The organism is Pseudomonas umsongensis (genome assembly GCF_002236105.1).
Lineage (GTDB): Bacteria > Pseudomonadota > Gammaproteobacteria > Pseudomonadales > Pseudomonadaceae > Aquipseudomonas > Aquipseudomonas umsongensis.
Map to the genome: position 1 here is coordinate 543,027 of NZ_NIWU01000002.1, position 19,585 is coordinate 562,611.

General features: G+C 59.8%; 16 protein-coding genes and 2 tRNA genes. 5 read left to right on the top strand and 13 right to left on the bottom strand.

Annotated elements, in window-relative coordinates; genetic code table 11:
- Positions 1 to 138 precede the first annotated feature (138 nt).
- The 4 genes from PSUM_RS12780 to rimO all read right to left on the bottom strand — a co-directional run bounded on the left by PSUM_RS12780 (position 139) and on the right by rimO (position 3,511).
- Positions 139 to 609, bottom strand: coding sequence for a YehS family protein (locus tag PSUM_RS12780; RefSeq protein ID WP_020796011.1), 471 nt, complete (start codon positions 607 to 609; stop codon positions 139 to 141).
- A 75-nt stretch (positions 610 to 684) separates the two neighbouring features.
- The gene (locus PSUM_RS12785; RefSeq protein ID WP_020796012.1) at positions 685 to 1,395 is read right to left on the bottom strand and encodes an rRNA pseudouridine synthase; all 711 of its coding nucleotides are present in this window, start codon (positions 1,393 to 1,395) and stop codon (positions 685 to 687) included.
- A 193-nt stretch (positions 1,396 to 1,588) separates the two neighbouring features.
- Complete coding sequence (locus PSUM_RS12790; RefSeq protein WP_020796013.1) at positions 1,589 to 2,062, bottom strand: GNAT family N-acetyltransferase; 474 nt, start codon at positions 2,060 to 2,062, stop codon at positions 1,589 to 1,591.
- 111 nt (positions 2,063 to 2,173) lie between these two features.
- Positions 2,174 to 3,511: a 30S ribosomal protein S12 methylthiotransferase RimO gene (gene rimO / locus PSUM_RS12795; protein ID WP_020796014.1), complete on the bottom strand. Its 1,338-nt coding sequence runs from the start codon at positions 3,509 to 3,511 to the stop codon at positions 2,174 to 2,176.
- Between the two features lie 292 nt (positions 3,512 to 3,803).
- On the opposite strand from rimO, the gene PSUM_RS12800 reads away from it, so the two are divergent.
- Positions 3,804 to 5,705 carry a potassium transporter Kup gene (locus tag PSUM_RS12800; RefSeq protein ID WP_020796015.1) on the top strand — a complete coding sequence of 634 codons (1,902 nt, stop codon included), beginning with the start codon at positions 3,804 to 3,806 and terminating at the stop codon, positions 5,703 to 5,705.
- A gap of 176 nt (positions 5,706 to 5,881) precedes the next feature.
- Here PSUM_RS12800 and PSUM_RS12810 read toward each other — a convergent pair whose 3' ends face one another.
- The 4 genes from PSUM_RS12810 to PSUM_RS12825 form a co-directional block, all read right to left on the bottom strand.
- Positions 5,882 to 7,177, bottom strand: a complete 1,296-nt coding sequence (locus PSUM_RS12810; protein ID WP_083348329.1) for a virulence factor family protein — start codon at positions 7,175 to 7,177, stop codon at positions 5,882 to 5,884.
- On the bottom strand, positions 7,177 to 9,819 hold the full coding sequence (gene mprF, locus PSUM_RS12815; RefSeq protein WP_020796017.1) for a bifunctional lysylphosphatidylglycerol flippase/synthetase MprF: 2,643 nt from the start codon (positions 9,817 to 9,819) through the stop codon (positions 7,177 to 7,179). The genes PSUM_RS12810 and mprF overlap by 1 nt, the downstream gene beginning before the upstream one ends.
- 277 nt (positions 9,820 to 10,096) lie before the next feature.
- A tRNA-Met gene (locus PSUM_RS12820) sits at positions 10,097 to 10,173 on the bottom strand.
- A gap of 233 nt (positions 10,174 to 10,406) precedes the next feature.
- Positions 10,407 to 10,483: transfer RNA gene (locus tag PSUM_RS12825), tRNA-Met, on the bottom strand.
- Between the two features lie 297 nt (positions 10,484 to 10,780).
- Between PSUM_RS12825 and dinB the strand changes: the two genes are divergently transcribed.
- Positions 10,781 to 11,842: a DNA polymerase IV gene (gene dinB, locus PSUM_RS12830; protein WP_033045757.1), complete on the top strand. Its 1,062-nt coding sequence runs from the start codon at positions 10,781 to 10,783 to the stop codon at positions 11,840 to 11,842.
- A 97-nt stretch (positions 11,843 to 11,939) separates the two neighbouring features.
- Here the strand turns inward: dinB and PSUM_RS12835 are convergent, their stop codons facing one another.
- From PSUM_RS12835 to PSUM_RS12850, 4 genes are all read right to left on the bottom strand, one after another.
- Positions 11,940 to 12,893 (bottom strand): hypothetical protein, encoded by a 954-nt coding sequence (locus tag PSUM_RS12835; protein ID WP_020797099.1) that lies wholly within the window; start codon positions 12,891 to 12,893, stop codon positions 11,940 to 11,942.
- Between the two features lie 17 nt (positions 12,894 to 12,910).
- Positions 12,911 to 14,626 carry a proline--tRNA ligase gene (locus PSUM_RS12840; RefSeq protein ID WP_020797098.1) on the bottom strand — a complete coding sequence of 572 codons (1,716 nt, stop codon included), beginning with the start codon at positions 14,624 to 14,626 and terminating at the stop codon, positions 12,911 to 12,913.
- 142 nt (positions 14,627 to 14,768) lie between these two features.
- Positions 14,769 to 16,328 carry an AmpG family muropeptide MFS transporter gene (locus tag PSUM_RS12845; protein ID WP_083348330.1) on the bottom strand — a complete coding sequence of 520 codons (1,560 nt, stop codon included), beginning with the start codon at positions 16,326 to 16,328 and terminating at the stop codon, positions 14,769 to 14,771.
- A gap of 44 nt (positions 16,329 to 16,372) precedes the next feature.
- The gene (locus PSUM_RS12850; RefSeq protein WP_218646588.1) at positions 16,373 to 16,753 is read right to left on the bottom strand and encodes an MGMT family protein; all 381 of its coding nucleotides are present in this window, start codon (positions 16,751 to 16,753) and stop codon (positions 16,373 to 16,375) included.
- A gap of 136 nt (positions 16,754 to 16,889) precedes the next feature.
- Here PSUM_RS12850 and PSUM_RS12855 point away from each other — a divergent pair, with 136 nt between their 5' ends.
- Positions 16,890 to 17,897 (top strand): DUF481 domain-containing protein, encoded by a 1,008-nt coding sequence (locus PSUM_RS12855; RefSeq protein WP_033045526.1) that lies wholly within the window; start codon positions 16,890 to 16,892, stop codon positions 17,895 to 17,897.
- A 156-nt stretch (positions 17,898 to 18,053) separates the two neighbouring features.
- Here PSUM_RS12855 and PSUM_RS12860 read toward each other — a convergent pair whose 3' ends face one another.
- Positions 18,054 to 18,263: a cold-shock protein gene (locus PSUM_RS12860; protein ID WP_002554837.1), complete on the bottom strand. Its 210-nt coding sequence runs from the start codon at positions 18,261 to 18,263 to the stop codon at positions 18,054 to 18,056.
- A gap of 353 nt (positions 18,264 to 18,616) precedes the next feature.
- Here PSUM_RS12860 and dcd point away from each other — a divergent pair, with 353 nt between their 5' ends.
- Together dcd and PSUM_RS12870 are read left to right on the top strand one after the other, a co-directional pair.
- Positions 18,617 to 19,183, top strand: coding sequence for a dCTP deaminase (dcd, locus tag PSUM_RS12865; RefSeq protein ID WP_007940589.1), 567 nt, complete (start codon positions 18,617 to 18,619; stop codon positions 19,181 to 19,183).
- 107 nt (positions 19,184 to 19,290) lie between these two features.
- On the top strand, positions 19,291 to 19,500 hold the full coding sequence (locus tag PSUM_RS12870) for a hypothetical protein (protein ID WP_020797093.1): 210 nt from the start codon (positions 19,291 to 19,293) through the stop codon (positions 19,498 to 19,500).
- The last annotated feature ends 85 nt before the right edge of the window (positions 19,501 to 19,585 follow it).

Sequence of the window (19,585 nt, forward strand, 5' to 3'; positions counted from 1 at the left end):
GCCTTGTAGGAGCGAGCATGCTCCGGGCGGCGCTCCGACGAAAAACTCCAGAACAACACGGGCATTCAGACAGCCCTCGTCATCGTTGACGTCCATCGCGAGCATGCTCGCTCCTACAGGGTAGATCCGCGTCGCACGTTATTGCGGGCGAACGCGCAGGGTCAGGCCCTTGAGGAAGTTGCGCAGCAACTGGTCGCCGCACGGGCGATAGTTGGTGTGGCCGAATTTGCGGAACAGAGCGCTCAGCTCAGGCTTGGATACCGGGAACTCGGCGGCCTTGAGGATCGCGTGCATATCGTCTTCTTTCAGCTCGAAGGCTACGCGCAGCTTTTTCAGGATGATGTTGTTGGTTACCGGCACTTCGATTGGTTGCGGAGGGCGGCTTTCGTCCTTGCCGCGCTTGAAGATCACCAGGCCGTCGAGGAAATGCGCCATGACTTCGTCCGGGCAGCGTACGAAACCTTCCTCGTCTTCCTCTTTCTTGTCGAGGTAGCTCACCAGGTCGGCCAGGGCCACGTCCATGCCGCCGAGCTTGATGATCTCGATGACTTTCTTGTCGCTGATGTCGAGCATGTAGCGCACGCTGCGCAGTACGTCATTGTGAATCATGGTGTGCAATCCTGATATTCAGCAGTGGGCGCCGCACAAGCAGCGGCACCAGAATGTGTGGCGGCGGGAGAAGCCTCAGAACTTCTCTTTGCCGGACAGGTAGCGCCATTGCCCCAGGGGCACCTTGCCGATGGACACGCCGCCGATACGAATGCGGCGGATGCCCACGACTTTCAGGCCGACGGCCTGGCAGAACAGGGCGATCACGCCCGGTTGCGGGTTCTTCATGGCGAAACGCAGGCGGTTTTCGTTCTGCCAGCTGGCCTTGACCGGAGGCAGTTCCTTGCCCTTGTAGGTCAGGCCGTGTTGCAAGCGATTGAGGCCATGTTCAACCATGTCACCTTCGACTTCGACCACGTATTCCTGCTCGATCTTGCTGGAGTCGGCAGTGAGCTTGCGCAGGATCTTCCAGTCCTGGGTGAACACCAGCAAACCGCTGGCATTGGCTTGCAAGTCAGTGCTGGCGGTCAGGCGCTGGAAGTGGCCCTTGAGCGGACGTTTGCCGTAGCGGTGCTCTTCACTCAAGGTCTCGGCGCTGATGGTCGCCATGGCGGTGTCCGCGTCCATGCCGGCTGGCACATTGAGCAGGATGGTGACGGGCTCTGGTGCCGTGGCCTTGGCCTCTGGATCCAGCTCGACTTTTTGATTGGCGACCTTGAACTGCGGCTCGTCAACGACTTCGCCGTCGACGGTGACCCAGCCGCCCTCGATGAACAGCTCAGCCTCCCGACGGGAGCAGCCGACGAGTTCGATGAGGCGTTTGGAGAGTCGAATCGGGTCAGTCATGACAGGGCCGTAACAAAAAAGGGGTGGGCATTGTACCTGCCTGGCGCCGGTTAATCCCGGAACCATTTGCCGCATATGTTTTTTTAATGTGGGAGCGAGCCTGCTCGCGAAAGCGTCATCAGCTTCAACACGAATGTCGACTGATAGGTCGCTTTCGCGAGCAGGCTCGCTCCCACAGTGGTTTCATGTTGTGTCAGCCATTGCGTGTCTTTTGTTGAGCCTGGCGCAAACGCATGTGTAACAGCGGATACGGCTGGCCCATGCCGTCGACTTCCGAACGACCGATCACCTCGAAGCCCTGCTTGAAGTAAAACCCCAGGGCTTGCGGGTTCTGTTCGTTGACGTCCAGTTCATCGGCGTTGAGGTTCTCCAGGGCATAGCGCAGTAACCGCTTGCCCAGGCCCTGGCCGCGATGCGCCGGGTCGATGAAGAGCATCTCGATCTTGCCCGCCGCGACACCGGCGAATCCGGTGATTCGCTGCTGCGGGTCTTTGGTGCAAATCAGCATCACGGCGTCGAGGTAACGGGTCAGCACCAGGTTCTTCAACAGTTCGATGTAGCTGTCCGGCAGGAAGTCGTGGGTAGCGCGGACCGAGGCCTCCCAGACCCTGGTCAATTCTTCGTAGTCGCTTTGTTTTGGGGTATGAATGACCGAATGTTGGCGCATGCCAGCCTGCCCTTGGGTTATTGGAGATGAGAATCCGTTCCTCATCAAACGATAGCCGTAAAAAAGCCCCGCATCTCGTCAAGAGAGCGGGGCTTTGCATATTTTTTGCGACTAGATCTGTTCAGCCCACAGGTCGTATTCGTCGGCGTCGGTCACTTTGCACCAGACTTTGTCGCCCGGTTTCAAGTTGCTGCCATTGTCGATGAATACGTTGCCGTCGATTTCCGGGGCATCGAAGAAGCAGCGGCCTACCGCGCCTTGCTCATCGACTTCATCGACCAGCACTTCGATTTCACGGCCGATGCGCATTTGCAGGCGCGCCGAGCTGATGGCCTGCTGGTGCGCCATGAAGCGCTCCCAACGGTCCTGCTTGACGTCGTCCGGCACGACTTCCAGGTCCAGGTCATTGGCCGGAGCCCCTTCAACCGGCGAGTACTGGAAGCAACCGACGCGGTCGAGCTGGGCTTCGGTCAGCCAGTTCAGCAGGTACTGGAAGTCTTCTTCGGTCTCGCCGGGGAAGCCGACGATGAAAGTCGAACGAATGATCAGGTCCGGGCAGATTTCGCGCCAGTTCTTGATTCGCGCCAGGGTCTTGTCTTCGAACGCCGGGCGTTTCATCGCCTTCAGCACTTTCGGGCTGGCGTGCTGGAACGGGATGTCCAGGTACGGCAGGATCTTGCCGGCGGCCATCAGCGGGATCAGCTCGTCAACGTGCGGGTACGGGTAAACGTAGTGCAGGCGTACCCAGACACCGAGGGTGCTCAGGGCTTCGCAGAGTTCGGTCATGCGGGTTTTCACCGGCGCGCCGTTCCAGAAACCGGTGCGGTACTTGACGTCGACACCATAGGCGCTGGTGTCCTGGGAGATCACCAGCAGCTCCTTGACGCCGGACTTGACCAGGCGCTGGGCCTCGTCGAGTACGTCACCGACCGGGCGGCTAACCAGCTTGCCGCGCATCGACGGGATGATGCAGAAGCTGCAGCTGTGGTTGCAGCCTTCGGAAATCTTCAGGTAGGCGTAGTGGCGCGGGGTCAGCTTGATGCCTTGTGGCGGCACCAGGTCGATCAGCGGGTTGTGGTCCTGGCGTGGCGGCACGACTTCGTGCACGGCGTTGACCACCTGCTCGTACTGCTGCGGACCGGTGACGGCCAACACGCTCGGGTGTACGTTGCGGATGTTGCCTTCTTCGACGCCCATGCAGCCGGTCACGATGACCTTGCCGTTTTCCTTGATGGCTTCGCCGATCACTTCCAGGGACTCGGCCTTGGCCGAGTCGATGAAGCCGCAGGTATTGACCACCACGACATCGGCGTCCTGGTAGGTGGACACGACATCATAGCCTTCCATGCGCAGCTGGGTGAGGATGCGCTCGGAGTCGACCAGTGCTTTGGGGCAACCCAGGGATACGAAGCCAACCTTGGGATTGGCCGGCGCAGGAGTGGTGGACATGTCTAACCTCGGTGTTTTGTGACGCCGCTTGCCGAACTGGGCAAAACCGACGGACGGGCGCTTGAACTGCGCCTCTGATCAAAAAGTGCGCAATTCTAGCGATGAGACGATCACTTGACCAGCTTTATGCAGGGAAATACGACGAGTGCTGCGCTATGCTTCGCGCCGTTGGGCTTTACCGATTTTTTACAGTCAATAAAACGTCTGTAACAACAAGTAAAACGGCGCATGCTGCATGACAAAGCATAGTGCTTCTTCATAGAAGCCCGGGTCTGGGTAGTAGGAGTGGTGGATGGGGCAGGCAAGTAGTCAGACTGCGGGCGCCGCGCATACGTCGGCGAATCCGATTGGCATGTTGGTCGCGGCGGTCGGGGTGGTGTATGGCGATATCGGCACAAGCCCGCTGTACACCCTCAAAGAGGTATTTACCGGTGGTTATGGCGTAGCGGTCAACCACGATGGGGTGCTTGGGATTCTGGCGTTGATCTTCTGGTCGTTGATCTGGGTCGTGTCGATCAAGTACATGATGTTTGTACTGCGTGCCGACAACCAGGGCGAAGGCGGAATCATGGCCTTGACCGCGCTGGCTCGGCGAGCGGCGGCAGGTCATGCGAAATTGCGCACGCTGCTGGTGGTCTGCGGGCTGATCGGCGCGGCGCTGTTCTATGGCGACAGCATGATCACGCCCGCAATTTCGGTGCTGTCGGCCATTGAAGGCCTGGGGCTTGCATTCGAGGGTATCGACCATTGGGTGGTGCCGCTGTCATTGGTGGTGCTGGTCGGGTTGTTTCTGATCCAGCGACACGGTACGGCGCGGATCGGCATTCTGTTCGGGCCGATCATGGTCACCTGGTTTCTGGTGTTGGCGGCTCTGGGCCTGTATGGCATTGCCCAGCATCCGGAGGTGTTACAAGCGGTGAACCCGATGTGGGGTGTTCGTTTCTTCAGGGAGCATCCCGGCATGGGCGTAGCGATCCTTGGCGCCGTGGTGCTTGCACTGACCGGTGCCGAAGCGCTGTATGCCGACATGGGCCACTTCGGCCGCAAGCCGATTGCCCGCGCGTGGTTCATTCTCGTGCTGCCAGCGCTGGTGCTGAACTATTTCGGCCAGGGCGCCTTGCTGCTCGGTGATCCAGAAGCTGCGCGCAACCCGTTCTACCTGCTGGCGCCAAGCTGGGCGTTGATCCCACTGGTCGGGTTGTCGACACTGGCCACGGTCATCGCTTCGCAAGCGGTGATTTCCGGGGCGTTCTCCCTGACCCGCCAAGCCATCCAGCTCGGCTATATCCCGCGTATGCATACCCAGCACACGTCCAGCGCCGAACAGGGCCAAATCTACATTGGTGCCGTCAACTGGGCGCTGATGGTTGGTGTGGTTCTGTTGGTCCTGGGCTTCGAGTCTTCCGGCGCCCTGGCGTCGGCCTACGGCGTGGCGGTGACCGGAACCATGCTCATGACCACTATCCTGGTGTCGGCGGTCATGTTGCTGCTGTGGAAGTGGCCACCGATTCTGGCGGTACCGGTGTTGTTGGGCTTCCTGCTGGTAGACGGTCTGTACTTCGCCGCCAACGTGCCGAAAATCGTCCAGGGTGGTGCCTTCCCGGTGATTGCCGGTATTGCGCTGTTCGTATTGATGACCACCTGGAAGCGAGGCAAGCAACTGTTGGTGGAGCGTCTGGATGAAGGTGGACTGCCGCTGCCGATTTTCATCAGCAGTATCGCCGTACAACCACCGCATCGCGTTCAGGGTACCGCTGTATTCCTCACTGCGCGGCCAGATGCCGTGCCTCACGCCCTGTTACACAACCTGTTGCATAACCAGGTGCTGCACGAGCAAGTCGTGCTGTTGACGGTGGTGTATGAGGATATTCCGCGCGTGCCGCCGTCGCGACGCTTTGAGGTCGACTCCTACGGCGAGGGTTTCTTCCGGGTGATCCTGCACTTTGGCTTCGTCGACGAACCGGACGTGCCGCAAGCGCTGAAGCTGTGTCATCTGGAGGACCTGGATTTCAGTCCGATGCGCACGACCTACTTCCTCAGCCGCGAGACAGTCATCGCCTCCAAGCTCGAAGGCATGGCCCGCTGGCGGGAGGCGCTGTTCGCCTTCATGTTGAAAAACGCCAACAGCAACCTGCGCTTCTTCAACCTGCCGCTGAATCGGGTGATTGAGCTGGGGACGCAAGTGGAGATGTAGGCCCACTGTAGGAGCGAGCATGCTCGCGATGGTCGTCAACGCTCACGCGGGAATCCTGGATAAACGCGGTGTATCTGAGATCATCGCGAGCATGCTCGCTCCTACAGGGGGTGTGGTGTGGAACGAAAAAGCCCCCGGAGCCTTCAGGCTGCGGGGGCTTTTTTGTGCGACTCAGATCACTCCTGGGCTTCAGTTTCCTGCACTTGCCGCTTCTGGATCACATCCACCAACCGCTGCGCGAGTGCCGGGTAGTTCTCGTCGAAGTGGTGGCCGCCAGGCAGCTTGATGGCTTCGCCCACCGCGCTCTTGTCGGTGCAGCCGCTTTCGTCGACTTCTTCTTCGCCGTAGATGCACACCACTTTCGCGGCGGGCAGCTTGGCCATTTCCGGGCCGGTGGCGGCTTCTTTGCCGGCGTTGCCGAGCCAGCCTTCGACTTCGATTTCAAAGCTGCCGGTGCGAGCGAAGGCCAGCAGGATAATGGCGTCGACGCGTTGCTGCTCGGACTCTGCCAGGCGGTTGTAGATGGCTGGCAGCACATCGGCGCCGAACGAGTAGCCGGTCAGGATGAAGCGCTTGGTACCCCATTTCTGCCGGTAGTGCTGCATCAGCTCGGCGAGGTCCAGGGCGCTTTGCTCGGGGCTCTTGTGCTGCCAGTAGTAGCGCAGGGTGTCGATGCCGACCACCGGGTAGCCAATCTTGGCCATTTCACCGGCGACGTCGCGGTCCAGGTCACGCCAGCCGCCGTCACCAGAGAGGAACAAGGTGACGGTGTCCTTGGCCTGGCCGGCGGGCACTTCAACCACTGGTATCTGCAAGCCACCGGCGTCCTTGTCGCCACCGACCAGCAGTTTGCGCAGTTCGTTGTTCAGCACTTGCGGCAGGTTGATGTCGTAGTCGCTGATGCTGGTTTCGGCGTTGGGCTGGTCGCGCACGAAGCCGGCGCTGGTGTCGTCCGGGTTGTCATTCCACGCCACCAGCCAGTGGCCATGGGCGGCGCTCTTTGGCAGCAGGTGGGTGCAACCGGGTTTTTCCAGGGCCAGGTCAACCGACACGGCTTGTGCCTTGTCGTTCTTCTGTCCGGACAACCAGCGCCAGGCCAGCACCGCGCCCGGGCCGATCCCGCTGACCAGGGTCGCCGGGCCGTTGAGTTCCCGCAAGCCCGACTGTAGGGCACGGCTTTGCAGCAGGCAGTCCTTGGGCAGGATCACCTGGACGATCTGCGCAGCGCCGCTGCGGCTCAGGGTCAGCAATTGCTTGTCGCTGAGTTTCTGGTCTTCGTTGACCGCCACCAGTACCTGGGCCTTTGGCGTGGTGCCGGGGATCACGCGGGTCATCGCCGCGCCATCGGTTGGGGTCAGCAGTTCGAGGGTCGGTTCCGGTGCCGGGCGTTTGAGGTACCAGTAGCCACCACCGAGAATCAGGGCCACCACTACCAGGGTGCCCAGTACATAGCGCAGGGAGCGTTGAATCATCAGCGTTTCACCAATCCAGTCAAGCCGCCCGCGATCAGGGCGGCAGTGTCGGCCAAGGCCACCAGCGGATCGAGTCCGGCGGGCACGGCCATATAACGGGGTTCCCAGTCAGGCTGGAACTTGTCTTTGAAGCGGCGCAAGCCTTGGAAGTTGTAGAGCTGCTCACCACGGCGGAAGACCATCGAGCCCAGGCGCTGGGTCAAGGGTGCACCCCGACGGGGTTGCAACCCCGACAACGGCACCATGCCCAGGCTGAAACGCGCGTATCCGTGACTCTTATAATGTTGGATCAGGCCGACCATCATGAACTCCATGGTCAGCTTGGGGGCGTCCGGGTGCGCGCGCATCAGGTCGAGGCTGGCCAGGTCATGGCTGTAGGTCTCGAGCAGGTTGGCGAACGCCACCGGGCGCCCTTCGAAACGGATCACGGCAATGCGAAAGTGCTTGAGGTAATCGTCGCTGAAGCGGCCGAGGGAGAAGCCTTTCTCGCGCACGTTCTTGCCGGTCAGCCAGGCATCTGAAATCACCTTGAGCTCATCCATGGGCGCCTGGCCTGGTTCATGGATTTCCAGCGACAGGCCATCGCGGGTGCCACGGTTCCAGGTGTAGCGCAGGTCCTTCATCTCTTTGCCCTTGGCCTCGAGGTCAAAGCGCTTGAGGTCGACCCTGGCTTCTTCGCCGAGCTTGATCGCGGTCAGGCCGATGTCCATGTAGTACGGCAGGTTCTCCGCACGCACTTGATAGAACACGGGGCGGGCGTGATGGATGTCGCACAGGTCGCGGAACTGCCAGATCATTTCCGCCCGTTGCTGGCCGGGACCGATCGGGTCATACAGTGCTACAAGGCTGCGGCCGCGGCGGGCGTACATCAGGAACGCCTCGTCGTTGGGGTGGAACAGCAGTGCCTTGTCGCCGGTCAAGGCCAGGCCGCCATCCGGTTGCGCGGATGCCATGAGGATCTTGCTTGCGCGCTCCAGTTCATCGGCTGTCGGCAGGTGGATGACCGGGCGAGCGGTGCGTAGCAACCAGGTCAGGGATACCACCACCAGCAGGACCGCCGCGCCGAGCAGCGAGCGCAAGCCGCGGGGGGCATCGGCATCGAGGGTGAACTGCCACCAGAGTTGATGGCTGTATGGCACGTCCTGGTACGCGAATAACAGCAGCCACATCGAGGCGCCGAGTACGCACACGCTGGCCACCAGGTATAACGGGGAGAACGGCACTTCGGTCAGGCGACTGGGGCGATAGAACGAACGCCGGAACACCCCCAGCAGGCTCGCCGTCAGCACCATCAGGCTGGCCTCCTCCCAGTCGAAACCCTTGAGCAGGGAGAGCAGGGCGCCAACCAGCAGCAAAATGGTGGTCAGCATCCAGGCAGCCGACAGTCGACGACGCAGGCCCTGGGCCAGCAACAGGCACAACACGCCGATCAGGCTGGCGCCAAAGTGCGAAGCATCGACCAGGCGGTGCGGGATCAGAAAGCCGATATGTTCAAGGCGCGTGTCGATTTCCGGGGTCGCGCCGGAGAACAGCAGTACAACGCCGGACAGGAACACCAGCACCGCCAATATCGGCGCGGCCAGGCCTGAGGCAGCGCGCAAGGTCTGGCGCGTCTGAAACAGGCGCTGGCCTTCGCTGATCAACAGAAACAGGCAGGCCACCAGCATCGGCAGCACCACATAGATCAAGCGGTAGAGCAGCAGGGCGGCGGCCAGCGGCGCGGCACCGAGTTTGTCGGAGAAGGCCGCGAGCAAGATCGCTTCGAACACGCCGACCCCGCCCGGAACATGGCTGAGCACGCCAGCGGCCAGGGCCAGCAGGTAAACCAGGAGAAACGCGCCGAACGGCGGCGCTTCGGGCAACAACAAATAGAGCACCGTGGCGGCGGCGGCCACGTCGAGTGCGGTAATGACCAGTTGCAGGAACGTCAGGCGGCGCCCGGGCAGGCGCAAGGTGCGGCGGCCGATCTGCACCAGGAGGTTGTCGGCGTACGGTTGTTCCGGCAGGCGCCGACGGTAGATGCCGATGGCCAGTACCGAGAACAGCAACAACACAGCCGTCGCGATGCTGCCCAGCAGAACCGGCGAAAGCCTTAGGGCGGCGGAGGCTTCGGACAGGTCACTGAGTGTCGCCAGCGCGGCGAGCGGTGGCAGGGCGCAGCCGAGCGAGAGGCTGGCGAACAGCGTCATGCGTGCGACTTCAGTGGCCCCCAGGCCATGGCGCGCATACAGGCGGTAGCGGACCGAGCCGCCGGACAGCATCGAAAGACCGATGGCATTGCCGATCGCGAAGGCGGTGAAACCGCCCAGCGCCAAGGTTTGCGGTGCCAGATTGACGCCTGCGTAACGGCTGGCCGACCATTCGTATCCCAGCAGAATGATGAAGCCCGCGACGGTAGCGCCCAGCGCACCCAGCAGTGCCGGTTGCGGAACCTCGAGGATCGAGTCGTGCAAAGCGTCCAGGTCGAGTTCGCTCAACAAGTGACGGCAGGCTATCAGCGCAATGGTGAACAGCAGCAGGGTGACCGCCAGGCCGATGGGTTGGCGGTATTTGCTGATCAAGTCAAGCAAGCGCAGCCGCTGCGCCTTGATCGGTTGGGTAGCTGTGACGGTGTCTTGTGGATCAGACGAGTTGGCGCGCATCAATCACCTCTTGGATTGTGCGCGACAGGATGGGGGTATCCAGCCAAGTTACCAATCCCTGTAGAAAAAAATAATCACGAATATTAACGCCTGGCACCGGGTCCCGGTGGCAGTTCGTCTTCAGTCGTAGGGTGTGGAATGTGCGATTGAGCATAGTCGGAACCCAGCGCATCGGTGGCCCGCAAGGCTCACCACACAGTGACAGATCATTGTTGCGAAAGGACTTTTTCTACAGATACAAAAAAGGCCACTCTTTCGAGTAGCCTTTTTTGATGTTTGGTTGCGGGAGCCGGATTTGAACCGACGACCTTCGGGTTATGAGCCCGACGAGCTACCAGACTGCTCCATCCCGCGTCTGTGTGGCGGCATTCTATAGAGAATCGCAGGGGTGTCAACCGTTAATGCAGAAATGAATCAAATAAGTGTGAGAAAGAGCAAAACAGCAGGCGGAGGGGCGTAAGTTTCGGAATCACAACGATTTCTCTTGTCCACGTGCTCTAGGCGGCCATGAGGGGGGAGAGGGGGCCTTAGGACAAAACTGACGCGCACAAAAAAGGCCACTCTTTCGAGTAGCCTTTTTTGATGTTTGGTTGCGGGAGCCGGATTTGAACCGACGACCTTCGGGTTATGAGCCCGACGAGCTACCAGACTGCTCCATCCCGCGTCTGTGTTGGCAATTCTATAGAAATGCGCGGGGGTGTCAACCTGCAATTTTGATAAAACCTGTTCCTGTTCAATCGCTTAGCTGCAAATTGGGACGCTCGATCGGCCTGAGAGGCAGGCCTGGCAAGGCCTGCGGCTCTATTAGAGGTAACTTTTCGATTGAGAAAATAAATTTATGGTGGTTCGCCTACGACTGAAAAGAACCGTCAAGGTACTGGTGCTATATACAGTTGTCAGTGAGATACTGTTTTTCCTACATCGCGTGACGCTATTTCTACTCCATGAACACCGCGTTGAAATGACCCAGCGAAAAATCATCCACGTCGATTGTGATTGCTTCTACGCCGCCATCGAGATGCGGGACGACCCGCGCTTGGCTGGAAAGCCCCTGGCGGTCGGCGGGTCGGCGGACCGGCGCGGGGTGATCGCCACCTGCAACTATGAAGCCCGGGCTTATGGCGTGCGCTCAGCCATGTCTTCGGGGCACGCATTGAAGCTGTGTCCGGACCTGACGATCGTCAAGCCACGAATGGACGCCTATAGAGAAGCGTCCAGGGAAATTCACACGATCTTTCGCGACTACACCGAGATCATTGAGCCGCTTTCCCTGGACGAGGCTTACCTCGATGTGTCGGACAGCGCGCATTTTGGCGGCAGTGCGACGCGAATTGCCCAGGACATTCGCCGGCGTGTCTCCAATCAGTTGCATATCACCGTCTCCGCCGGCGTGGCCCCCAACAAGTTTCTGGCCAAGATTGCCAGCGACTGGAAAAAGCCCAACGGGTTATTTGTGATCACCCCGGATCAGGTCGAGGCGTTTGTCAGTGGCTTGTCGGTGAGCAAGCTGCACGGGGTCGGTAAAGTCACTGCCGAAAGGCTGGGCAAGCTCGGTATTGTCGACTGCTCACAGCTACGCGAGTGGGACAAGTTGGCTTTGGTGCGCGAATTCGGCAGCTTTGGCGAGCGACTCTGGAGCCTGGCACGTGGGATCGATGATCGCTTGGTCCATAACGACAGTCGCCGCCAGTCCATCAGTGTCGAAAACACCTACGACGTTGACTTGCCGGACCTGCGCAGTTGCCTGGAAAAACTGCCGGAGCTGCTGGATACCCTTGCATCCCGCATGGCGCGAATCGACAGCAGTTATCGGCCGGGCAAACCCTTCGTCAAAGTGAAATTTCATGATTTCACCCAGACCACGCTGGAGCAGGCGGGGGCGGGGCGGGATTTGGGCAGTTATCAGTTGTTGCTGACGCAGGCGTTCAACCGTGGCGGTAAGCCGGTGCGGTTGTTGGGCGTAGGGGTGAGGCTGGAGGATTTGCGGGGCGGGTTTGAGCAAATGGAGTTGTTTGAGCGTTAACAACCTTAAAGTCAAAAGATCGCAGCCTACGGCAGCTCCTACATGAGCGCGCGTTCCCCTGTAGGAGCTGCCGCAGGCTGCGATCTTTTAAAAGGCCTTAGTTCGGTCCCGGATCCGCCACCAGCCGCCCGGCATCCTTGGTCAAGGACTTGAGGAATTCGGTCTGCAGCTCCGGGTCGTTGCGAGTCAGTTCGATCAGGCTCTGTTCAAGCTCGGTGGCTTCTTCCTCCAGGCCCAGCTCCGACAGGCGCTTGACCCGGTGAACCCACTGGCTCACTTCGTCATCTTCAAGGTCGTCGTAAATCAAGCCGTGGGCTTCGAGCAACTTGCCGCGCAAGGTGTTGCTCAGTGCCAGCGACGAATCGCTGTGCACATCGTCCTTGGCGTCCTGGACGTTGATCTGCAGCTTGCTCAGGTGATTGAGGTCATGTTCGGCGAACGGGCTGTCCAACAGGTTCAGGCGCAATACGCCATTCTTGTCGGTGCTCAACTGGAAGGTTTCCTTGCCAGCCTTGACTTCGACCGGGCGCTCGCTCCAGGGCAGGCTCGAGTACTCCGTGCGCTTGTCGAGTTGCACTTCGTCGATGCCCGCCAGGTTCTGCTGGGCGCGTCCATGGGACTGCACGTTCATGAACGGGTTGAGCCCGGCGAAGCCGTAGCTGAACCAGTCCCTGGTCATGCTGTCTGGCAGATTGCCCAGGGCAAACACGTTGGCCACATTGGCGCCGACCCCGGCCACCACCGCGACCGCGCCCAGCGGGATCTCATAGACCTCCCGCCAGGGTTGGTACGGCGTGTAGCGATCGTAATGGCGGGTAACCTCGAACTCGGTGACTTCGAAAGTCTTCTGCTCGTGGATTTTCACCCGGCGTTGAGGCAGCTCAAGCACCTTGGGCTCACCCACATCGATCTGCAGGCTGTGATCAAGCAGTTTGCGCTCGATGCGTTCCTCGTGCTCGCTGCGTTGTGACATGTGATTGGCACAGCCGCTGACCAGCAGGGTGCCGCACAGGGCGGCACCACCGAGGCCTAAGGTGTTTCGCTTGAACATGACGTCTCTATCTGGTTTCAGCGGCGGATACGGGCCTGAAGGAAAGGCAGCACGTCGGCGACCGGCAGCGCTTGCGGCTCGGCCTCGGTACGGCTCTTGTATTCCAGGTTGCCTTCGGCAAGGCCGCGGTCACTGACCACGATCCGGTGAGGAATGCCGATCAGCTCCATGTCCGCGAACTTGATGCCCGGGCTGGTTTTCTTGTCGCGGTCGTCCAGCAACACTTCAAAGCCTGCCGCAGTCAGTTCTGCATACAGCTTGTCGGTGGCTTCGCGAACCAGGTCGGTTTCGTAGCGCAGGGGTACCAGGGCAACCTGGAAGGGTGCCAGGGTGTCGCTCCAGATGATGCCCTTGTCGTCGTTGTTCTGCTCGATGGCAGCCGCAACCACGCGGGAAACGCCGATGCCGTAGCAGCCCATTTCCAGGGTGACCGGCTTGCCGTTTTCCCCCAGTACTTCGCACTTCATCGCCTTGCTGTACTTGTTGCCCAGCTGGAAGATGTGCCCGACTTCGATGCCGCGCTTGATTTCCAGGGTGCCCTTGCCGTCCGGGCTTGGGTCGCCGCTGACCACGTTACGCAAGTCGGCCACGGTCGGCACGGGCAGGTCGCGTTCCCAGTTCACACCGAAGTAGTGCTTGTCGTCGATGTTGGCACCGATGCCGAAGTCGCTCATCAGCTCGACGGAACGGTCGATGATGATTGGCAGCGGCAGGTTCAGCGGGCCCAGGGAACCGGCGCCGGCACCAATGGCGTCGCGCAGTTCCGCTTCGGAAGCCATGACCAGCGGGCTGGCGACGCCAGGCTGGTTGGCGGCCTTGATTTCGTTCAGCTCGTGGTCGCCACGGATGATCAGGGCAATCAGCTTGCCTTTCTCTTCAGCGTGCACCACCAGGGTCTTGATGGTCTTTTCAATCGGCAGATTGAATTTTTCCACCAGCGCGGCAATGGTCTTGGTCTCTGGCGTGTCGACCAGACGCAGCTCTTCAGCCGGTGCCGGACGGGAAGTCTCACGCGGCACGGCTTCGGCTTTCTCGATGTTCGCCGCGTAGTCGGAACCGTTGCTGAAGACGATATCGTCTTCGCCGGACTCGGCCAGTACGTGGAACTCGTGGGAGCCGGCGCCGCCGATGGAGCCGTTATCGGCCTCAACCGGGCGGAACTTCAGGCCCAGGCGGGTAAATACGTTGCAATACGCCTGATGCATGCGGTCGTACGTGACCTGCAGCGATGGCTGGTCGGCGTGGAACGAGTAGGCGTCCTTCATGATGAATTCGCGACCGCGCATCAAGCCGAAGCGCGGACGGATCTCATCACGGAATTTGGTCTGGATCTGATACAGGTTGATTGGCAGCTGCTTGTAGCTGCTCAACTCGTTGCGCATCAGGTCGGTGATGACTTCCTCGTGAGTCGGGCCGGCGCAGAAATCGCGACCGTGGCGATCCTTGAAGCGCAGCAATTCAGGGCCGTACTCTTCCCAGCGCCCGGATTCCTGCCACAGCTCAGCCGGTTGAGTGCTCGGCATCAACACTTCGAGCGAGCCGGCGGCGTTCATTTCTTCGCGAACGACGGCTTCGACCTTGCGCATCACTCGCAAGCCCATCGGCAGCCAGGTATACAGGCCCGAGGCGAGTTTGCGGATCATGCCGGCGCGCAGCATCAGCTGATGGCTGATCACGACCGCGTCGGAAGGCGTTTCTTTCTGTGTGGCAAGCAAAAATTGACTGGTGCGCATGGTTGGCCGTTATCGATTGCTGATGACGAGAAATGACGGAGCATTGTACGGGCGAGTTCCGCTGCCGTACAGGCGTGCGGTCGGTGCGGTGGCAGGAGGACGGGATTGACCCCGTCCTCTGTAGGATTTCTGCGCGTGTTCCCTACGATTCTTCCACGATCTGGGTAGGCGCCGGCTCCGGTTTCGGTGTCGGACCGGCGCGACGGTTCTCCTGGAACCAGTGCAAGGCGATCAGCAGGAGCGTCGGAACCCCGAGCAGGGCGGTGATCAGGAAGAAGTTGTGATAGCCGAACTTCTCTACCATGACGCCTGAATAGCCGCCGATCAGGCGCGGCAGCAAGAGCATGATCGAGCTGAGCAGAGCGTATTGGGTGGCGGAGAACTTGAGGTTGGTCAGGCTCGACAGGTAGGCAACGAACGCCGAGGTCGCCAGGCCTGAACTGAAGTTGTCCAGGGAGATGGTGAGGACCAGCATGTTGAGGTTGGCGCCCATGTCGGCGAGCAACAGGAACAATATATTGGTGCCCGCCGACGCGACACCACCAATGAACAGGATCGGCAAGATGCCAAAGCGCACGATCAGCAGGCCGCCCATGCCGGCGCCCACCAAGGTCATGATCAGGCCGAAGATCTTGCTGACGCTGGCGATCTGGTCCTTGGTGAAACCCTGGTCGATGTAGAACACGTTCGCCATCACGCCCATCACCGTATCGGACATCCGGTAGGTGGCGATCAGCCCCAGCAGCAGCAGCGCTTGCCAGCGATAACGCAGAATGAAGTCGTTGACCGGCGTCAGCACGGGAGCCAGGCCGCGACGGCCCATGGCCGACAGGCACAGGGCGGTGAGTGTGGTGTAGAGGATCGCGCGCAGGAGCGCGCGGTCTTCGAGCAGCAGGTCGAGCAGGCTCACGCCTTCGAACAGCACGCTGGCAAAGTCGGTGTTATAGAGCTGGGTAAACATGGCCGGCACGGACACCAGCAGTACGATCAGGACGAAAACCGAGGCCAGTTGATGCACAAAGCTGTAGCGCCCGGCCTGCAATTGCGTGCGCAGAGGCACCGCAGGTTCACGCATGAACAGCGAGGTGAGCAACGCCGGCACCATCAAGGCGCCGAACAGCAGGTAAGTGCCAGCCCATGCCGAATGCTTGTAGTTGAAGCCGGTTGAACCGAAGCCCTCGGCGAAGAACAGCGCGCCGGCCGTGGCCAGCAGTGCTGCTATGCGATAGCCGGACATATAGCTGGCGGCGAGCGCTGCCTGGCGACTGTCTTCGGCGATTTCCAGTCGGTAGGCGTCCACTGCAATGTCTTGCGTCGCCGAGGCGAAGGCGACGACCACTGCGATGGCGATCAGCCAGGACAAATGCTTTTGCGGGTCACAGAAGCCCATCCCGACCAGGCCGAGAATGACCAGTGCTTGCGACAATACCAGCCAGGAACGTCGTCGGCCGAGTTTGCCGAGCAACGGCAGGCGCCATTGGTCGAGCAGGGGGGACCAGACCCATTTGAAGGCATATGCCAGTCCGATCAAGCTTGCATAACCGATGGTTTCGCGCGCCACACCGGCTTCACGCAACCAGACCGAAAGCGTCGAGAACACCAGCATGTAGGGCAAGCCGGCGGCGAAACCCAGCAATAACAGTACGAGCGTCGAAGGGCTGGCATAGGCAGCAAGCGCGGCGCGCCAGGTTTTACGGGGCATGGGCTGGAGTCTGCCTCAAGAAATACGGAAACAAAGCGCGCACTCTAACCGCTGTGCTCTACCGGGCGCCACCCATGACGCTGAATATCAACACGATTGTTCTGGATACTGATGCCCTCCATGCGCAGTCGCGCGCGCTGTTCGTCCCCGGATGGGCTGCCTGCGGGCAGGCTCAGGCGCCCGCCGGCACCGAGTACGCGGTGCCAGGGCAATTTGCTGTCGCCGGGCAATTGACTCAATGTCCTGCCGACCCAGCGAGCGGCGCGTCCCAGTCCCGCCAGTTCGGCGAGTTGACCATAACTCACGACCTTGCCTTCGGGTACTTGCGCGAGCGTCAGGTACAGCGCCGTGCGTCGGATTTGCGCGGCACTCTCGGGTTTTTCGGTCAGCTCGATCACGTTCGCAGTTCCTGAAGTCGTTCGCAGTACCGTCTGTAGAGTAAATGCTGGATTGCCAGTTGAGAAATGAACTCAATAGAAAAAGTTGGGTCACTCCTTGCTAGGGTCTTATTCCTGAGGATAATGCCGACTTTTTTTCGCGAACCTGAGCCTGTATTTGCTTATGTTGTCCAGAACCTTGCTATGCCTCGCTGTCGTCAGTGCTTCCACTCCCTTGCTCGCGGACACCGTCTGGTTGAAGAACGGTGACAAGCTGAGCGGCAAGATCATCCTGTTCGACGGTGGCAAGCTGTTGGTCCAGACGGAGTACGCCGGTGCCGTGCCGATCGACTGGAAACAGGTCAAGACCCTGGAAAGCGATCAGGAGCTGCTGGTCAAGCAGGACGCCTACACCGGCGAGAAGGCCAAGTCGCTGCACGCGGCGGAAGATGGCAAGGTAACCCTGGAAAACGGCGAGGCGCCCAAGACTGTTGAGCTGGCGAGCGTCCAGCAAATCCTCAAGCCCAAGCCTGTGGTCGAGGATCTGGTGTGGAAAGGCAATATCGATGCGGCGCTGGATTATCAGCGGGCAGACAAGGATACCGACGACTACGACATCGACTTCAAGACGACGGCGCGCCATGGTCGATGGAGGCATATTGCGGAAGGCGAGTACAACCGCGAATTCCAGGATGACGTGGTGACTACGGACAATTGGCGGGGAGAATACTCGCTAGACCGTTTCCTGACGGAAAAATGGTTCTGGCAAGGTCGCCTGGTGTACAAGCGTGACAAGGTCGAAGACCTCTCCCGCCAGCGTACTGTCGGTACCGGTCCAGGTTATCAATTTTGGGATAACGAGCTGGGGGCATTCTCCCTGGGCTCTCTGATCAACCGCACTGATTACCAATTCAGCGATGGCAGCAAGGAAAACTTCTACTCTGTCGCGATGAAGTGGGACTACAACCGTTACCTGATTGGCAAGAAAGTGGAGTTCTTCACCAATGGCGAGGTGGGCAAGCCGTTGTCGGGCGTGGCTGAGTATGCACTGGATGCCGAGATGGGCCTGCGTTACAAGGTTACGGACTGGGCGTCGCTAAACCTCAAGGCCGAGCGAGATATTATCGACGGAACTGACGATGCCGACCTGGACAAGACCCGCTACACGGCAGGATTTGGCGTGACCTGGTAAGACGCATAAAGATCGCAGCCTGCGGAAGCTCAGAGGATTGATGTACATCCGGTAGGAGTTGCCGCAGGCTGCGATCTTTTTTGGCCTGCGAAAAACCTGCAGGCACAAAAAAGCCCCGCTTTTGAGAGCGGGGCCTTTTACTAAAGCAAGTACAAGTTAGATAACTTGAACTTCTTCAGCTTGCATGCCTTTCTGACCGCGGGTAGCGATGAAAGAAACCTGTTGGCCTTCTTTCAGGCTTTTGAAGCCGTCGGATTGGATAGCTTTGAAGTGAACGAACAGGTCGTCACCGGATTGTGGAGTGATGAAGCCGAAGCCTTTTTCATCGTTGAACCACTTAACGGTACCGGTTTGGCGATTAGACATGGTGTAACTCCTTGAACAAAGATAACTGCGACTCAGGAAGAACCCTGGCCGAGACTGAGTGCAAAGAGCAGGAAAAATTCTTGTAGATGGTTGGATCGAAATTCAACATATCGTGTAGAGATTCTCAGTGACACAAGCAGCACAGTGGCGCCACCTTAACCCTTTTTCCGGAACGTGCCAATGCTTCTTGCGAAGGTTTATCTGTTTTAAGGATCGACGGTGTGACGCTTCGTCGCCATTGCAGGTAATTCCTGGCTGTTTGGCGAGAATTGCAGCGCGGACTTTGAACCCGGCGGCGCGCCCGGTAAGATGCCGGACAGATTTTTTCGACCTCGCTATTCAGGACACCCGCCATGAGCATCAAATCGGACAAGTGGATTCGCCGCATGGCGCAGGAACACGGCATGATCGAGCCTTTCGTCGAGCGCCAGATGCGCGGCAGCGATGACAGCCGCGTGATCTCCTACGGCGTGTCCAGCTACGGCTACGATGTGCGTTGCACCAATCACTTCAAGGTGTTCACCAACATCAATTCGGCGATCGTCGACCCGAAAAACTTCGATGCCGGCAGCTTCGTCGACATCCATAGCGACGTGTGCATTATTCCGCCGAACTCCTTCGCCTTGGCCAGCACCGTCGAGTACTTCCGCATCCCGCGTAATGTATTGACCATTTGCCTGGGTAAAAGCACCTACGCGCGCTGTGGCATCATCGTCAACGTCACGCCGCTCGAGCCTGAGTGGGAAGGTCACGTGACCCTGGAGTTCTCCAACACGACCAACCTGCCAGCGAAGATCTACGCGAACGAAGGCGTCGCGCAGATGCTGTTCCTCGAATCTGACGAAGAGTGCGAAGTCTCCTACAAGGACCGTGGCGGCAAGTATCAGGGCCAACGTGGCGTCACCCTGCCACGCACCTGAGTCAGCCGTCCGACGAACCTTGGGAATTCCTGGGCGAGCGTACACTCTATGGAATGTACTGTTCCGATTCGCGTAAGGCGGATCGGGCCATCGCCCAGGAGTGCTTTATGAAGATCGATCCGCGTATAAGTGCCGAACTGGCAAGGCTTGAGCCCAATCAGGTTGGCGTCCTGGCCTGGTCCTTGTTGGCACATCCGCCCGTCAGCATGGCGGGGGGCATCCCCGGCCAACCTGATCCTGATACGCCCAATGAACAACCGAGCGAACCCGGTGAGCCGACCCTGCCGGATGAGCCACCTCCCGCGCCAGTTGTCTGAGACCCGCTGCCTTCTTCTGTAGGAGCGAGCATGCTCGCGAAGAACGTGAGGGCGCTGAGTTTTCCAGAAAGCCCGCATTAACGTT

What these genes read in the sequence shown, in the direction of transcription:
- PSUM_RS12780 (WP_020796011.1), bottom strand. Translation starts at nt 609, where the DNA reads ATGATTCACAATGACGTACTGCGCAGCGTGCGCTACATGCTCGACATC.
- PSUM_RS12785 (WP_020796012.1), bottom strand. Translation starts at nt 1,395, where the DNA reads ATGACTGACCCGATTCGACTCTCCAAACGCCTCATCGAACTCGTCGGC.
- PSUM_RS12790 (WP_020796013.1), bottom strand. Translation starts at nt 2,062, where the DNA reads ATGCGCCAACATTCGGTCATTCATACCCCAAAACAAAGCGACTACGAA.
- rimO (WP_020796014.1), bottom strand. Translation starts at nt 3,511, where the DNA reads ATGTCCACCACTCCTGCGCCGGCCAATCCCAAGGTTGGCTTCGTATCC.
- PSUM_RS12800 (WP_020796015.1), top strand. Translation starts at nt 3,804, where the DNA reads ATGGGGCAGGCAAGTAGTCAGACTGCGGGCGCCGCGCATACGTCGGCG.
- PSUM_RS12810 (WP_083348329.1), bottom strand. Translation starts at nt 7,177, where the DNA reads ATGATTCAACGCTCCCTGCGCTATGTACTGGGCACCCTGGTAGTGGTG.
- mprF (WP_020796017.1), bottom strand. Translation starts at nt 9,819, where the DNA reads ATGCGCGCCAACTCGTCTGATCCACAAGACACCGTCACAGCTACCCAA.
- dinB (WP_033045757.1), top strand. Translation starts at nt 10,781, where the DNA reads ATGACCCAGCGAAAAATCATCCACGTCGATTGTGATTGCTTCTACGCC.
- PSUM_RS12835 (WP_020797099.1), bottom strand. Translation starts at nt 12,893, where the DNA reads ATGTTCAAGCGAAACACCTTAGGCCTCGGTGGTGCCGCCCTGTGCGGC.
- PSUM_RS12840 (WP_020797098.1), bottom strand. Translation starts at nt 14,626, where the DNA reads ATGCGCACCAGTCAATTTTTGCTTGCCACACAGAAAGAAACGCCTTCC.
- PSUM_RS12845 (WP_083348330.1), bottom strand. Translation starts at nt 16,328, where the DNA reads ATGCCCCGTAAAACCTGGCGCGCCGCGCTTGCTGCCTATGCCAGCCCT.
- PSUM_RS12855 (WP_033045526.1), top strand. Translation starts at nt 16,890, where the DNA reads ATGTTGTCCAGAACCTTGCTATGCCTCGCTGTCGTCAGTGCTTCCACT.
- PSUM_RS12860 (WP_002554837.1), bottom strand. Translation starts at nt 18,263, where the DNA reads ATGTCTAATCGCCAAACCGGTACCGTTAAGTGGTTCAACGATGAAAAA.
- dcd (WP_007940589.1), top strand. Translation starts at nt 18,617, where the DNA reads ATGAGCATCAAATCGGACAAGTGGATTCGCCGCATGGCGCAGGAACAC.
- PSUM_RS12870 (WP_020797093.1), top strand. Translation starts at nt 19,291, where the DNA reads ATGAAGATCGATCCGCGTATAAGTGCCGAACTGGCAAGGCTTGAGCCC.